Source organism: Pseudomonas canadensis (assembly GCF_000503215.1).
In the GTDB taxonomy this organism is placed as follows: Bacteria; Pseudomonadota; Gammaproteobacteria; order Pseudomonadales; family Pseudomonadaceae; genus Aquipseudomonas; species Aquipseudomonas canadensis.
Genome location: NZ_AYTD01000014.1, coordinates 298,759 through 312,781 on the forward strand (window position 1 = coordinate 298,759; position 14,023 = coordinate 312,781).

Annotated in this window: 14 protein-coding genes; 1 reads left to right on the forward strand and 13 read right to left on the reverse strand. The window is 59.4% G+C overall.

From position 1 onward, the window contains the following. Nucleotides 1–272: 272 nt before the first annotated feature. Nucleotides 273–1,952, forward strand: a complete 1,680-nt coding sequence (gene leuA, locus U367_RS0116485; RefSeq protein ID WP_016977678.1) for a 2-isopropylmalate synthase — start codon at nucleotides 273–275, stop codon at nucleotides 1,950–1,952. A gap of 160 nt (nucleotides 1,953–2,112) precedes the next feature. Here the strand turns inward: leuA and U367_RS0116490 are convergent, their stop codons facing one another. From U367_RS0116490 to fdx, 13 genes are all read right to left on the reverse strand, one after another. Continuing rightward, nucleotides 2,113–2,904, reverse strand: a complete 792-nt coding sequence (locus U367_RS0116490) for an amidohydrolase (RefSeq protein ID WP_028617841.1) — start codon at nucleotides 2,902–2,904, stop codon at nucleotides 2,113–2,115. Next, nucleotides 2,892–4,040, reverse strand: coding sequence for a pyridoxal phosphate-dependent aminotransferase (locus tag U367_RS0116495; protein WP_028617842.1), 1,149 nt, complete (start codon nucleotides 4,038–4,040; stop codon nucleotides 2,892–2,894). The genes U367_RS0116490 and U367_RS0116495 overlap by 13 nt, the downstream gene beginning before the upstream one ends. A gap of 121 nt (nucleotides 4,041–4,161) precedes the next feature. Then, nucleotides 4,162–5,631 (reverse strand): ribosome biogenesis GTPase Der, encoded by a 1,470-nt coding sequence (gene der, locus U367_RS0116500; protein ID WP_016977675.1) that lies wholly within the window; start codon nucleotides 5,629–5,631, stop codon nucleotides 4,162–4,164. 134 nt (nucleotides 5,632–5,765) lie between these two features. Further along, nucleotides 5,766–6,917, reverse strand: coding sequence for an outer membrane protein assembly factor BamB (gene bamB / locus U367_RS0116505; protein WP_028617843.1), 1,152 nt, complete (start codon nucleotides 6,915–6,917; stop codon nucleotides 5,766–5,768). Further along, nucleotides 6,910–7,551, reverse strand: a complete 642-nt coding sequence (locus U367_RS0116510; RefSeq protein ID WP_016977673.1) for a YfgM family protein — start codon at nucleotides 7,549–7,551, stop codon at nucleotides 6,910–6,912. The genes bamB and U367_RS0116510 overlap by 8 nt, the downstream gene beginning before the upstream one ends. A gap of 41 nt (nucleotides 7,552–7,592) precedes the next feature. Further along, a complete protein-coding gene (gene hisS, locus U367_RS0116515) occupies nucleotides 7,593–8,882 on the reverse strand; it encodes a histidine--tRNA ligase (RefSeq protein ID WP_028617844.1) in 1,290 nt (429 codons plus the stop codon). 23 nt (nucleotides 8,883–8,905) lie between these two features. Next, nucleotides 8,906–10,015 carry a flavodoxin-dependent (E)-4-hydroxy-3-methylbut-2-enyl-diphosphate synthase gene (ispG, locus tag U367_RS0116520; RefSeq protein ID WP_003175952.1) on the reverse strand — a complete coding sequence of 370 codons (1,110 nt, stop codon included), beginning with the start codon at nucleotides 10,013–10,015 and terminating at the stop codon, nucleotides 8,906–8,908. A 2-nt stretch (nucleotides 10,016–10,017) separates the two neighbouring features. Continuing rightward, a complete protein-coding gene (locus U367_RS0116525) occupies nucleotides 10,018–10,998 on the reverse strand; it encodes a RodZ domain-containing protein (RefSeq protein ID WP_028617845.1) in 981 nt (326 codons plus the stop codon). Then, entirely contained in the window at nucleotides 10,998–11,756 is a 759-nt protein-coding gene (pilW, locus tag U367_RS0116530; RefSeq protein ID WP_028617846.1) for a type IV pilus biogenesis/stability protein PilW, read from the reverse strand. Before pilW ends, U367_RS0116525 begins: the two co-directional genes overlap by 1 nt. 12 nt (nucleotides 11,757–11,768) lie before the next feature. Further along, the gene (gene rlmN / locus U367_RS0116535) at nucleotides 11,769–12,917 is read right to left on the reverse strand and encodes a 23S rRNA (adenine(2503)-C(2))-methyltransferase RlmN (RefSeq protein WP_028617847.1); all 1,149 of its coding nucleotides are present in this window, start codon (nucleotides 12,915–12,917) and stop codon (nucleotides 11,769–11,771) included. A 29-nt stretch (nucleotides 12,918–12,946) separates the two neighbouring features. Continuing rightward, nucleotides 12,947–13,372, reverse strand: coding sequence for a nucleoside-diphosphate kinase (gene ndk / locus U367_RS0116540; RefSeq protein ID WP_003175956.1), 426 nt, complete (start codon nucleotides 13,370–13,372; stop codon nucleotides 12,947–12,949). A gap of 92 nt (nucleotides 13,373–13,464) precedes the next feature. Then, nucleotides 13,465–13,665, reverse strand: a complete 201-nt coding sequence (gene iscX / locus U367_RS0116545) for a Fe-S cluster assembly protein IscX (RefSeq protein ID WP_003238461.1) — start codon at nucleotides 13,663–13,665, stop codon at nucleotides 13,465–13,467. A gap of 14 nt (nucleotides 13,666–13,679) precedes the next feature. Further along, complete coding sequence (fdx, locus tag U367_RS0116550) at nucleotides 13,680–14,021, reverse strand: ISC system 2Fe-2S type ferredoxin (protein WP_028617848.1); 342 nt, start codon at nucleotides 14,019–14,021, stop codon at nucleotides 13,680–13,682. Nucleotides 14,022–14,023: the final 2 nt, after the last annotated feature.

Below are 14,023 nucleotides of genomic sequence, written 5' to 3' on the forward strand. Positions count from 1 at the left end.
ACAAATCCTCAGGCACAAAATCTCGTTTTCTACGTGAATAGCAGAACTTCTCTCAATTTTTCGCGACTGCTTGCCATCTTTCACCCCGACGGTTAGGGTTGGGCTTATGAAAACCTCTCACACCCTCATTCAGCTCCGCCAGCACCGCAGCCTGTGCCTCGTCAGCGCACGACTGCCAGGCTGAATCGATCTGCCTCGTCCCGCGATTTATCCCCAATAACAGTTCCACGGCAGGCCGCCTTTTCTCGGCCCCTACAACAAAGGATTTCCCGATGAGCATGCTCAAAGACCCGTCTTCGAAGTACCGCGCGTTCCCGACCATCGACATCCCGGACCGCACCTGGCCGTCGAAGACCATCACCGAAGCGCCGATCTGGTGCAGCTCGGACCTGCGTGATGGCAACCAGTCGCTGATCGAGCCGATGGACGCGGTGAAAAAGCTGCGTTTCTGGAAGACTCTGGTTGCCGTCGGCGTGAAGGAAATCGAAGCCTCGTTCCCCGCCGCCTCGCAAACCGACTTCGACTTCGTACGTACCCTGATCGAAGACAACCACATCCCCGAGGACACCACCATCCAGGTGCTGACCCAGGGCCGTGAAGACTTGATCGCACGCACCTTCGAATCCCTGCGCGGCGCCAAGAAGGCCATCGTGCACTTGTACAACGCCACGTCGCCGTCCTTCCGTCGCATCGTGTTCAACCAGGACAAGGACGGCATCAAGGCCATCGCGGTCAACGCGGCCAAGCTGTTCGTCAAATATGCCGCCCAGCAGCCGGAAACCCAGTGGACCTTCGAATACTCCCCGGAGACCTTCAGCGCCACCGAACTGGAGTTTGCCAAGGAAGTCTGTGATGCGGTGATCGAGGTGTGGAACCCGACGCCTGAGCACAAGATGATCCTTAACCTGCCGGCTACCGTGGAATGCGCCACGCCGAATATCTATGCCGACCAGATCGAGTGGTTCGGTCGCCATATCAACCGTCGTGACAGCGTGATCATCAGCCTGCACACCCACAACGACCGTGGCACTGGCGTTGCCGCCACCGAGCTGGGCCTGATGGCCGGCGCCGACCGTGTCGAAGGCTGCCTGTTCGGCAACGGCGAGCGTACCGGTAACGTCGACCTGGTCACCGTGGCCCTGAACATGTACACCCAGGGCCTCGACCCGCAGCTGGACTTCTCCGACATCGACGGCGTGCGCAAGGTCGTCGAGGAATGCAACCAGATCCAGGTGCACCCACGTCACCCGTACGTCGGCGACCTGGTGCACACCGCGTTCTCCGGCTCTCACCAGGACGCGATCCGCAAAGGTTTCTCCCAGCAGAAAGACGATGCGCTGTGGGAAGTGCCGTACTTGCCGATCGACCCGGCCGACATCGGCCGCAGCTACGAGGCGGTGATTCGCGTGAACAGCCAGTCGGGCAAAGGCGGCATCGCCTACCTGCTGGAGCAGGAATACGACATCAGCTTGCCGCGTCGTATGCAGATCGAGTTCAGCCAAGTGGTACAGGCCGAAACCGACCGTGTGGGCCTGGAGATGACAGCGCCGCAGATCTACGCCTTGCTGCAGCGTGAATACCTGCAAGCCAACACCCCGTACGCGCTGGTCAGCCATCGCCTGCAGGAAGAAAACGGTAACAGCTTTGTTGAGGTGGAAGTCTCCGGCAAGGGCCAGGGCGAAACCAACCTGCACTGGAAAGGCAAAGGCAACGGCGCGTTGGAAGCGCTGGTGGCAGGCCTGCCGATTGGTGTGGAGATCATGGACTACAACGAACACGCAATCGGCGCAGGCACCAACGCCAAAGCCGCGGCCTACATCGAGCTGCGTGTGAACGGTGAGCGTCCGGTGCATGGCGTGGGTATTGATGAAAACATCACCACCGCCAGCTTCAAGGCGCTGTTCAGCGCGCTGAACCGTTCGCTGAGCCAGCAGGAAGCCAAGGCGGCGTAAGCGTTTCGCTGTCATACAAAAGGCCCCTGGGTAAGACCCCAGGGGCCTTTCTGTTTCCGGACCTTGTAGGAGCGAGCGTGCTCGCGAAAAACGCAAGGGCACCGCTGGCTACCTGATAGCGCTGCGTTATCGTTAAGGTTTTTCGCGAGCAAGCTCGCTCCTACAGGAACTGGAAGCTGTCAGCATCCAAGTTGGCTGGAAACCGGGTGCGATACGCCGCCAATTCCGCCGCGTCCAGGCTCACCTGAAATACACCGTCCGCTTCCCCCGCACTCAGCAGGGTCTCACCCTGGAAGTCCAACACCTGGCTGTCCCCAGTGTAAGCAAAGCCCTTCCCATCCGTGCCCACCCGATTCACTGCCGCCACGTAGCACAGGTTTTCAATAGCCCGCGCCGGCAGCAGCCGGTTCCAGTGTGAACGCCGCGCACCCGGCCAGTTGGCGGTGTACAGCAGCAGGTCGGTGTCCTGGGCGTCGCGGCTCCATACCGGGAAGCGCAGGTCGTAGCAAATCAACGGGCGAATACGCCAACCCTTCAATTCGAACTGCACCTGGCGTTCGCCCGGCGTGTAGTGATTATGCTCACCCGCCATGCGGAACAGATGGCGCTTGTCGTAATGCAGCACCTCGCCATCCGGCCGCGCCCACAGCAGGCGGTTGCGGTGGCTGCCGTCGGCGGCCTGGATGATCACACTGCCGGTAATCACCGCGTTGTACTTCGCCGCCTGGGCCTGGAGCCAGTGATGGGTCGGGCCGTTTTCAGGCTCTGCGAGGGCTTGCGACTCCATCGAGAAGCCTGTGGTGAACATCTCGGGCAACACAATCAGGTCGGCGCCTTTGGCTTGCTCCAACAGCAGTTCGAAATGTTCGAGGTTGGCCTGGCGGTCATGCCAGGCCAGGCTGGTCTGGACCAGGGCGATGTTCAGGTTCGGCAGTGCACTCAGATCACGCATAGTTTTTCCGCCGCTTGGCGCAGCGTTTCCTCGCGTTTGGCAAAGCACAGGCGCACCAGGCGCTGGCCTTGGGGTGGGGTCTGGTAAAACACCGAAACCGGGATGGTGGCCACACCGTGTTCGCGGGTCATCCACAAGGACATGGCGACGTCATCCAGGTCCGGGCGGATCTGTGAGTAATCCACCAGTTGGAAGTAGGTACCGGTCACTCGGGTAAAGCTGAAACGGGACGGCGCCAACAGGTCGCAGAACAGGTCACGCTTGGCCTGGTAGAACGCCGGTAATTCGTCGACGTGTTCCGGGTGTTCGGCCATGAAGTCGGCCAGCGCGTATTGCAGTGGGGTCACGCCGCAGAAATTGACGTATTGGTGCACTTTACGCAATTCGGCGGTGAGGGCTGGCGGTGCGACGACATAGCCGGTTTTCCAGCCAGTGACGTGATAGGTCTTGCCAAAAGAGCTGACCACAAACGCGCGCTGGTAGAGTTCTTCGTGGGCCAACACGCTGACGTGAGACACGCCGTCGAATACCAAGTGTTCATAGACTTCGTCGCTGACCAGATAGATATCACGGTCACGGATCAGTTCGGCCAATTGGTCCAGCTCGGCGCGGCTGATCAAGGCACCTGTAGGGTTGTGCGGGGTATTGAGAATGATCATGCGCGTGCGCGGTGACAGCGCCGCCTTGACCTTCTCGAAGTCGAGGGTAAAGCCGTTCAGGCTCAGTTGCACATGCACGCAGCAACCGCCAGCCAGCTCCACCGAAGGCTCATAGCTGTCGTAGCTGGGGTCGAACACGATCACTTCATCGCCCGTGCGAATCACTGCCTGGATCGCGCAGAAGATCGCTTCGGTGGCGCCAGGGGTGATGGTCACTTCACTGTCGGCATTGACCGTGGCGCCGTAACTGCGGGCAATCTTGGCGGCCACCTGCTGACGCAGCACCGGCAGACCGGTCATAGGGGCATATTGGTTGTGACCGAGGGCGATGTGCTTGCCCACCGCGTCGAGCAAAGCCTGGGGGCCATTGAAGTCCGGGAAGCCCTGGGACAGGTTGAGCGCGCCGGTTTCGGCTGCGAGCTGCGACATGGTGGTGAAAATGGTCGTGCCGACATTCGGCAGCTTACTGGTGATCATCGAAAGGCCCCTGCAGATGAGCCCCAAGTTTTAAGCTGCCAACTGCACCGGGTCAAGGCACAAACCACCGCGCACAAAAAAGGGCTCCAAAGGAGCCCTCTCTCACAACTTGAAGCTGCCGTTATTTCTTGTCACGGCGCTTCTTGTCGGCCTTCTTGTGGTGAGTCATCAAACGACGCTTCTTGTTCACCTGACGGTCAGTCAGTGTGTTCTTGTTGCCTTCGTATGGGTTCTCGCCCCCCTTGAACTCGATACGGATCGGCGTACCGACCAGTTTCAAGACACGGCGGTAGGTGTTTTCCAGGTAACGCACATAGGACTTCGGCACCTTCTCGATCTGGTTACCGTGGATCACGATAATCGGCGGGTTGGCACCACCCAAGTGGGCGTAACGCAGTTTGATCCGGCGGTTGTTGACCATCGGCGGCGCATGCTCACCAACGGCGTCTTCCAGGATCTGGGTAAGGCGATTGGTCGGCCAGCGGGTGACCGCAGACTTGAACGAGTTCTGTACGGACGCGTAGAGGTTGCCCACGCCGGTGCCGTGCAGTGCCGAGATAAAGTGGATATCGGCGAACTCGACGAAGAACAGGCGGCGTTGCAGCTCGATCTTGACGAAATCGCGCTCGCTCGGCGTCATGCCGTCCCACTTGTTGATCGCGATCACCAGTGCCCGACCGGCCTCCAGGGCAAAGCCCAGCAGGTTGAGGTCGTGGTCCACCACGCCTTCGCGGGCGTCCATCACAAAGATCACCACGTTGGCGTCTTTGATCGCCTGCAGGGTTTTCACCACCGAGAACTTTTCAACTTCCTCGTGGATCTTGCCGCGCTTGCGCACACCGGCGGTGTCGATCAGCGTGTATTTTTCCTCGTTGCGTTCGAACGGAATGTAGATGCTGTCGCGGGTGGTGCCGGGTTGGTCGTAGACGATAACCCGATCTTCACCGAGCATGCGGTTGACCAGCGTCGACTTGCCGACGTTAGGGCGGCCGATGATGGCGATCTTGATACCGTCTTTTTCGCTCGGGCCAGGAATGCGCTTGGCTTCCTCGCCTTCGGCAACGATTTCCTCTTCGCCTTCTTCTTCCTCGACATCATCCTTAGGGAAATCGCGCAGGGCGATTTCCAGCATCTGGGTGATACCGCGACCGTGAGCGCCGGCGACCGGAATCGCATCGCCCAGGCCCATCGGGCTGAATTCGGCACGGGCCGCTTCAGGATCGATGTTGTCGATCTTGTTCGCGACCAGATAGGAACGCTTGTTGCGCTTGCGCAGGTGCTCGCCAATCATTTGGTCAGCAGCGGTGTAGCCCGCACGGGCGTCCACCAGGAACAACACGACATCGGCTTCTTCAATGGCGAGCAGAGACTGCTCGGCCATCTTTTCGTCCATGCCATGCTCGTCACCGGAGATACCACCGGTGTCGACAATAATGTAGGAGCGCCCTTGCCACTTTGCCTCACCGTATTGGCGATCACGGGTCAGACCGGACAAGTCGCCGACGATGGCGTCGCGAGTCCTGGTCAGGCGGTTGAACAAGGTGGACTTGCCGACGTTAGGTCGGCCCACCAGGGCGATTACGGGAACCATGCGGCTCTCCACTTCGTTATTTCAGAAAATACAAAAGCCGCTGCAGGGCAGCGGCTGGTGCTCGGGGCAGCATAATCAAATGCCGCATGCCCCGCCGAAGCGGGGCCGCCTGGGTGTTACCCCAAGCATAGTTCTTACTTGATGGTCAGGGCTTCCAGCTTGCCGCTGTTGCCAAACACATAAAGCATGTTACCCACGACCAGCGGACGCGCACGCAGGCCGTCGCTGTCGATACGCTCGCGACCCACGAAGCGACCGTCCACCTGGCTCAGCAGGTGCAGGTAGCCTTCGAAGTCACCCACGGCGACGTAGCTGGAGAACACTTCCGGTGCCGACAGTTGACGGCGAGCCAGGGAGTCGTTGCTCCACAGCGCGGTAGTGGAACGTTCGTCGACACTTTCAACGGTGCCGGACGAGAGGCTTACGTAGACGCTGCCAAACCCTTGGGCGACACCGGCGTAGCTGGAAGCATCACGCTGCCAGTTAACGCGGCCGCTCTGCAGGTCCAGTGCGGCAACACGGCCCTGGTAGGTAGCGACGTAGAGGGTTTCACCGGACAGCAGCAGGCCGCCGTCGATGTCCACTACGCGGTCCAGCTCGGAACGACCTTGCGGGATGGCCACACGGGTTTCCCAGGCCGGCACGCCGTTCTGGGTATCCAGGGCGACCACTTTACCGGTCGACAGGCCTGCAACGGCCAGATTGTTGGTCACAATCGGACCACTGGTACCGCGCAACGTCAGCACCGCTGGGGTGCTGTCGTACAACCAACGCTGTTCGCCAGTGCTGGCGTCGAGGCCGATTACACGGTCGTCCTGGGTTTGCACCACGACGATATCGCCGTTGGTGGCAGGCGGTGCAAGGACTTCACTGGTCACGCGAGCGCGCCATTTCTCTTCACCGGTGCTGGAGTCCAGGGCCACGACTTCGCCTTTCAGCGTGCCGAGCATCACCATGCCGTAACCCACGCCGACGGCGCCGGAGACTGGCAATTCGAGGTCTTTCTTCCACTTCACGTCGCCGTTCATGCGATCTATGGAGATCACCACGCCGGTCACGTCAGCGGCCACAATGTTGTCACCGTCGATTGCCGGTACCAACATGTTGTAGGTGTCGCCCTGACCGTCACCGATGGAGCGGCTCCACTGCTTTTGCAGGACCACTTCTTCCTTGAAGCTCGTCAGCTCGGCCGGAGGCAGTTCTTTTTTACTGTTGCTGCTGCAACCCGCGGCCAGAACGGCCAGAGCCAGCAATGCTGCATGTTTCCAACGGATCACGTCACGCATCCCCTTTGGCCAAGTCGTCCAGCTTGATTTGTAAGCCACCGACCGCCGCTTCATCAGACAGCGCCGCCTTGGCTTTTTGGTACGCAGCATTGGCTTCGTCGGTACGACCCAATTGGACCAACAGGTCGCCCTTGAGCTCTTCGCGAGTGGCTACAAATGCCTTGTCAGCATCGCCGTCGAGCAGTTTGAGTGCTTCGTCAGCCTTGTTCTGTGCCGCCAGTACCTGAGCCAGGCGCTGACGTGCGATTTCACCCAGGGTCGGGTTGGTCGGCTTGTCGGCGATGGCCTTCAGCTCAGCGGCGGCGTCATCCAGCTTGCCGGTGTCGACCGCGACTTTCGCGACGAACAGGCTGCCGTATTGGGCGTAGGTGCTACCACCGAATTCATTCTTCAGCTTGCCGGCCAGGTCTGCAACCTGCGCAGGATCAGGCTTGCCGTCCGGCGTCAGGGTGGTTTCCAGCAATTGCTGATAGAGGATCGAGGCGCCTTGGGACTGGTTAGCCTGATACTTGGTCCAGGCTTGCCAGCCGAACACCACCACTAAAGCCAGCAGACCGCCAGTAACCAGGGGCTTGCCGTTACGCTGCCACCAGTCCTTGAACTCGGCCAGTTGATCATCATCAGAACTCGACACCCCAATACTCCTTAATCGCTAAATTCGGCTGTTCGACAGCTTCAACCCTGCACGACGCAGGTGGCCAAGTGCGCAGCGAGCGCATCAAAGGCAATGTTCTGTTGCTCGCCCTGGCCACGCAGGGGTTTGAAACCTATCACTTGCTGGGCCAGCTCGTCATCGCCGAGGATCAGTGCATACAGCGCACCGCTCTTGTCGGCCTTCTTGAATTGGCTCTTGAAGCTGCCAGCGCCGGCATTGACTTGCAGGCGCAGGTTCGGCAGTTGGTCGCGAACCTTTTCGCTCAGGGCCAGGGCAGCCAGTTCGGCGGCCTCGCCAAAGGCGCACAGGTACACGTCCACCTGACGGGAGATCTCTTCCGGGACCCGCTCCAGGGTTTCCAGCAGCAGGATCAGCCGCTCGATGCCCATGGCGAAGCCCACGCCGGTGGTCGGCTTGCCGCCCATCTGCTCGACCAGGCCGTCGTAACGACCACCAGCACACACGGTGCCCTGGGCGCCGAGTTTGTCGGTGACCCACTCGAACACGGTCTTGCTGTAGTAATCGAGGCCGCGCACCAGCTTGGTGTTGATCACGAACGGAATACCGGCAGCATCCAGGCGAGCCTTGAGGCCCTCGAAGTGGATACGGGACTCGTCGTCCAGGTAGTCGGCCATTTTCGGCGCATTGAGCAGCACGGCCTGGGTATCGGCGTTCTTGGTATCGAGGACGCGCAATGGGTTGGTCTTCAGACGGCGCTGGCTGTCTTCGTCCAACTTGTCCAGGTGGGCAGACAGGTACTCGACCAGGGCCACTTTGTAGCGGCCGCGGGATTCACTGGTGCCCAGGCTGTTGAGTTCAAGCTTGACCGCGTCGCGGATGCCCAGCAGGCCCCACAGGCGCCAGGTCAGGACGATCAGCTCGGCGTCGATGTCCGGGCCGTCGATGTTGAACACTTCCAGGCCGATCTGGTGAAACTGGCGATAACGGCCTTTCTGTGGACGCTCGTGGCGGAACATCGGGCCGATGTACCACAACTTCTGCGGCTGGCCAGCACCGGTGAGGCCATGCTCAAGCACAGCGCGAACGCAGGCGGCAGTGCCTTCCGGACGCAGGGTCAGGGAGTCGCCGTTGCGGTCTTCAAAGGTGTACATCTCTTTTTCGACGATGTCGGTCACTTCACCGATGGAGCGCTTGAACAGCTCGGTGAACTCGACGATCGGCATGCGGATCTGCTTGTAACCGTAGTTATCCAGCAGGCGCGCGACAGTGCCCTCGAAATAGCGCCACAGCGGCGTCTGTTCCGGCAGGATGTCGTTCATGCCACGAATGGCTTGCAGAGACTTGCTCACATCAAATCCTTAAATTCGTTCAATCAGCCGCGCGCGATCAGCGCTGCGTCAGCCGCGACCTTTTCGGCCGCTTTCTCGCGGATCAGCTTTTCCAGCTCATCCACCAGATTGTCATTCGTCAACTTCTGCGACGGCTTGCCGTCGATGTAGATCAGGTTCGGCGTACCACCGGTCAGGCCCACATGGGCCTCTTTGGCCTCGCCCGGCCCGTTGACCACGCAACCGATCACTGCAACATCCAGCGGCACCAGCAGGTCTTCAAGGCGCAATTCCAAGTCGTTCATGGTTTTAACCACGTCGAAGTTCTGCCGCGAGCAGCTCGGGCAGGCAATGAAATTGATGCCACGGGAACGCAAACGCAGGGATTTGAGAATGTCGTAACCGACTTTCACTTCCTCTACAGGGTCTGCTGCCAGCGAGATGCGGATAGTATCGCCAATCCCTTCGGCGAGCAGCATACCGAGACCTACCGCAGATTTCACTGTGCCTGAGCGTAAACCGCCCGCTTCAGTAATACCCAGGTGCAACGGCTGCACAATTTCCTTGGCCAGCAGGCGGTAGGCTTCTACCGCCATGAACACGTCGGAGGCCTTTACGCTGACCTTGAAGTCCTGGAAATTCAGGCGTTCAAGGTGCTCAACGTGGCGCAGCGCCGATTCAACCAGCGCCGCTGGGGTAGGTTCGCCGTATTTCTTTTGCAGGTCTTTTTCCAGGGAACCGGCGTTGACGCCGATACGGATTGGAATGCCACGGTCGCGAGCCGCATCAACCACCGCACGCACACGGTCTTCACGACCGATGTTGCCCGGGTTGATACGCAGGCAGTCCACACCCAGCTCTGCCACGCGCAATGCGATCTTGTAGTCGAAGTGAATATCAGCAACCAATGGCACCTTGACCAATTGCTTGATGCGGCCAAAGGCTTCGGCAGCATCCATGTCCGGCACGGAGACGCGCACGATGTCCACGCCGGCTGCTTCCAGACGGTTGATCTGGGCAACCGTGGCGGCCACATCATTGGTGTCGCTGTTGGTCATGCTTTGTACCGCGATGGGGGCATCGCCACCCACCGGCACCGAGCCGACCCAGATCTTGCGCGATACGCGACGTTTGATTGGAGATTCGCCGTGCATGACTATTGTCCCAACTTCAGGCGAGCGGTCTCGCCACTGGTGAACGGCGCTACGTCCACAGGCTGGCCGTTGTAGGCCACTTGCGCGCCACGGGCAAAGCCCAGACGCAGCGTCAAAGGAGGCTTGCCGCCCTGGTCGAGCGTATCTCCCTTACGCTTCAGACCGCTGAACAGCACTTTGCCGTTGCCATCGGTGACTTGCGTCCAGCAGTCAGCGATGAAGGTAATCTGTACACGGCCATCACCGGCGATCAACGCTGGGGTGGTGGGCGGCGAAATCGCAGGGGCAGCAGGAGCGGCTGGAGCCGGAGTCGCTGGCGTCTGCACTGGAGCGGCCGGAGTGTGAGCCGGGGCAGCAGGCGTTGCAGGAGCCGGCGCGGCAGCAGTCGCGGCTGGCGCGGTTTCCGGTGCGGCTGGCTGCTCGGTGGCAGCCGGTGCTTCCGGCGCGGCCTGGCTTTCGGCAACGGCCTGGTCTTCCGGCTCATCCAGCGGGTGAATCTGGGTGGTACCGTCAGCGCTCTCGACTTCGACGTGCTCCATTGCGTTGCTGGTCAAGTCCTTGGCCCGCTGGGAGGTCTGGTCTTGCCACCAGACGAAACCGCCACCAATGACCGCGATCAGCAGCAACAGGCTGACAATTCGCAAAATCGTGTGGGAAACCCGCACCGGCTCTTCGATGCGCCCCAGGCCGTGGACATTGCTGCCCTGGGAGTCGGTGCCGGTAAATTGGTCGAATTCCTGGACCAGTATGGCTTGGTCGATACCCAGCAATTTGGCATAGGCACGGATATAGCCGCGGGCAAAGGTGTGCCCAGGCAGCTTATCGAACGCGCCAGCTTCCAAGTTGCCCAGGGACGTCGTGGTCAAATTGAGCTTGAGGGCCACTTCCGCCAGCGACCAACCATTGCTTTCGCGGGCCTGGCGCAAGGTGTCGCCTGGGTTTACGCGATTAGCTGCTACAACTTCCGGGTGCGCCGCTTTCATCATTGCTCCGACAGGTATTGCTGATATTCCGGCGTACCGGGATAGAGTCGTTCGAGTTGCTGGCCAAAACGTGCGGCCGTGTCGCGTTCTTCATGAACCGTCGCCAGGCGCACGCCGAGCAATAGACTACGTGCATTTTGCCCACTGAGCAGGCTAAAACGCTCGTAATAGTCACGTGCTGGCACATAATGCCTGTCATCAAAGGATATCTCAGCCATTTCGAGCAATGCCCGAGGCTGGCGACTGTTCAAATGCAGGGCTTTTTCCAGTTGCTGGCGGGCGCTGTCGCGTTGACCTAAGCGCATCGAGGTCACCCCAAGGTTCTCGAATACCCGCGAACGCTCAGGATAGAGGGTATCAGCGCTGGCTTGCTGGAAATAAAGGGCGGCTTGGTCATAACGCTTCTGCTCGAACAGGAAGCTGCCGTAATTGTTCAGCAGCCGCGGGTCGGCAGGACGGGAGGCCAGAGCCTTGTGGAAATACTGTTCGGCCAGTTCAGGCTCGGCCTGGGCCTGGAACACCAAGGCCAGTGCGCCATTGGCGTGCGCATCATCGCTGTCCAGCTCCAAGGCTTTCTTCAGCGGCACTTTGGCCTGTTCGCTCATGCCTTGTCGAAGGTAACCCAAGCCCAGTTGCACATAGGCAACACGCGCCTCGTCACGGCCTTTACCGGTTTGCAAAGGGCTCTCATGACCCGATGAAACACAACCGGCCACGAGACCAGTAACAAGCAAAAGCAGCGCAAGGCGCAAGGGCATAGAGATCCTCTCTCAGATTCGATTCACAGCAATCAGCGGCAGATCGTCGGGGGAGTTCAACTCACGCCCGGCAATATAACGCTCGCTGCGGCGGGTGCGGTCCATCACCTGCCCTACCAATTGGCCACAGGCGGCGTCGATATCTTCACCACGGGTGGTGCGCACGGTGACGTTGTAGCCGGCCTGGTGCAGTTGATCCTGGAAACGGCGGATAGCGTTGTTGCTCGGCCGCTCGTAGCCAGAATGTGGAAACGGGTTAAACGGAATCAGGTTGATCTTGCACGGGGTGTTCTTGAGCAACTCGATCATCTCGACCGCGTGTTCGACCTTGTCGTTGATGTCCTTGAGCAGGGTGTACTCAATGGTCAACACTCGCTTCTCGCCCAACGTTGCCATATAGCGCTGGCAAGATTCGAGCAGCATCTTAAGCGGATACTTCTTGTTGATTGGCACCAATTGGTTACGCAATGCGTCATTCGGTGCATGCAGCGACAACGCCAGGGAGACGTCGATGTACTTGGCCAGCTCATCGATCATCGGTACCACGCCGGAGGTCGACAGGGTCACACGGCGCTTGGAGATGCCGTAGCCCAGGTCGTCCATCATCAGGTGCATGGCCGAAATGACGTTATCGAAGTTCAGCAGCGGCTCACCCATGCCCATCATCACCACGTTGGTGATGGCACGGTCGACGGTCGCCGGGACGCTGCCAAAGGATTTGTTGGCAATCCACACCTGGCCGATCACTTCGGCGGCGGTGAGGTTGCTATTGAAGCCTTGCTTGCCGGTGGAGCAGAAACTGCAGTCCAGGGCACAGCCTGCCTGGGACGAAACGCACAAGGTGCCACGTTTGCCCTGGGGAATGTACACAGTCTCGACGCAGCTGCCGGACGCCACGCGCACCACCCACTTGCGGGTGCCGTCGCTGGAGATGTCCTCGCTGACCACTTCGGGACCACGGACCTCAGCAATGGCCTTGAGCTTGTCGCGCAGGGCCTTGCTGACGTTCGTCATGGCATCGAAATCGTCGACGCCAAAGTGGTGAATCCACTTCATTACCTGACCGGCACGGAAACGCTTCTCCCCGATTGAGTCGAAGAATTTCTCCATTTCCGGCTGGGTCAGACCCAGCAGGTTGGTTTTAACAGTCGATGTAGTCATGGATTCACCCTCACTCTTTAAGCCGATGCTTAGCGAGCGGTTACTTCAGTAGCAGCGAAAAAGTACGAGATTTCGCGAGCAGCGGCAGCTTCGGAGTCCGAGCCGTGTACAGCGTTGGCGTCGATGGATTCAGCGAAGTCAGCACGGATAGTGCCGGCAGCAGCTTCTTTAGGGTTGGTAGCGCCCATCAGCTCACGGTTCAGAGCGATAGCGTTTTCGCCTTCCAGAACCTGAACAACAACAGGACCGGAGATCATGAAGGCAACCAGGTCGCCGAAGAAACCACGAGCGCTGTGCTCAGCGTAGAAGCCTTCAGCTTCGGCTTTGGACAGTTGCTTGAGTTTCGAAGCTACAACCTTCAGGCCGGCTTTTTCGAAACGAGTGGTGATCTCGCCGATGACGTTTTTTGCAACAGCGTCAGGCTTGATGATGGAGAAAGTACGTTGAACAGCCATGGTGTAACTCCAGAAACGGTAATTTACGAAAAATTAAACCCGCGAATTATACGCGGGTTATTGGGTATTGCCTAACTGCGTAAAAAGGCGGCTCAGTCTGCTTCTTCGATCCACAGGCCTTGAATCGCCTCCAGGACCTTCTCGCCACCCCGATCAGGGATGTCATCGAAGTCCGGCAGCTCCATCACCAGATTGCGCAGCTTGACGAAGTTGACAGTCAGAGGATTGACCTCCGGATGAGCTTCAGCAAGTTGTATAGCGATTTCTTGTACATCAACCCATTTCAGGCTCATGACATTTCCTTGAATCAATGCGGCGCTTCGGCGGCATGGTTGAGGGAATATTTCGGAATTTCGACGGTGATGTTTTCCGTCCCGACCTTTGCTTGACAGCTTAGACGCGAAGTCGCTTCCAGGCCCCACGCGCGGTCAAGGAAGTCCTCTTCCAGCTCGTCAGCCTCTTCCAGGCTGTTGAAGCCCTCGCGGATGACGCAGTGGCACGTGGTGCAAGCGCACACACCGCCGCAGGCGCTTTCGATCTCGATGTGGTTGTCATGGGCAACTTCGAGGATGGACTTGCCGGTCTCAGCCTCCACGACCATACCGTCCGGGCAATGCTCGGCGTGTGGCAGAAAAATGACCTGCGGCATTA

What these genes read in the sequence shown, in the direction of transcription:
- U367_RS0116495 (WP_028617842.1), bottom strand. Translation starts at nt 4,040, where the DNA reads ATGATCACCAGTAAGCTGCCGAATGTCGGCACGACCATTTTCACCACC.
- fdx (WP_028617848.1), bottom strand. Translation starts at nt 14,021, where the DNA reads ATGCCGCAGGTCATTTTTCTGCCACACGCCGAGCATTGCCCGGACGGT.
- iscX (WP_003238461.1), bottom strand. Translation starts at nt 13,665, where the DNA reads ATGAGCCTGAAATGGGTTGATGTACAAGAAATCGCTATACAACTTGCT.
- leuA (WP_016977678.1), top strand. Translation starts at nt 273, where the DNA reads ATGAGCATGCTCAAAGACCCGTCTTCGAAGTACCGCGCGTTCCCGACC.
- rlmN (WP_028617847.1), bottom strand. Translation starts at nt 12,917, where the DNA reads ATGACTACATCGACTGTTAAAACCAACCTGCTGGGTCTGACCCAGCCG.
- pilW (WP_028617846.1), bottom strand. Translation starts at nt 11,756, where the DNA reads ATGCCCTTGCGCCTTGCGCTGCTTTTGCTTGTTACTGGTCTCGTGGCC.
- bamB (WP_028617843.1), bottom strand. Translation starts at nt 6,917, where the DNA reads ATGCGTGACGTGATCCGTTGGAAACATGCAGCATTGCTGGCTCTGGCC.
- der (WP_016977675.1), bottom strand. Translation starts at nt 5,631, where the DNA reads ATGGTTCCCGTAATCGCCCTGGTGGGCCGACCTAACGTCGGCAAGTCC.
- U367_RS0116525 (WP_028617845.1), bottom strand. Translation starts at nt 10,998, where the DNA reads ATGAAAGCGGCGCACCCGGAAGTTGTAGCAGCTAATCGCGTAAACCCA.
- ispG (WP_003175952.1), bottom strand. Translation starts at nt 10,015, where the DNA reads ATGCACGGCGAATCTCCAATCAAACGTCGCGTATCGCGCAAGATCTGG.
- U367_RS0116490 (WP_028617841.1), bottom strand. Translation starts at nt 2,904, where the DNA reads ATGCGTGATCTGAGTGCACTGCCGAACCTGAACATCGCCCTGGTCCAG.
- ndk (WP_003175956.1), bottom strand. Translation starts at nt 13,372, where the DNA reads ATGGCTGTTCAACGTACTTTCTCCATCATCAAGCCTGACGCTGTTGCA.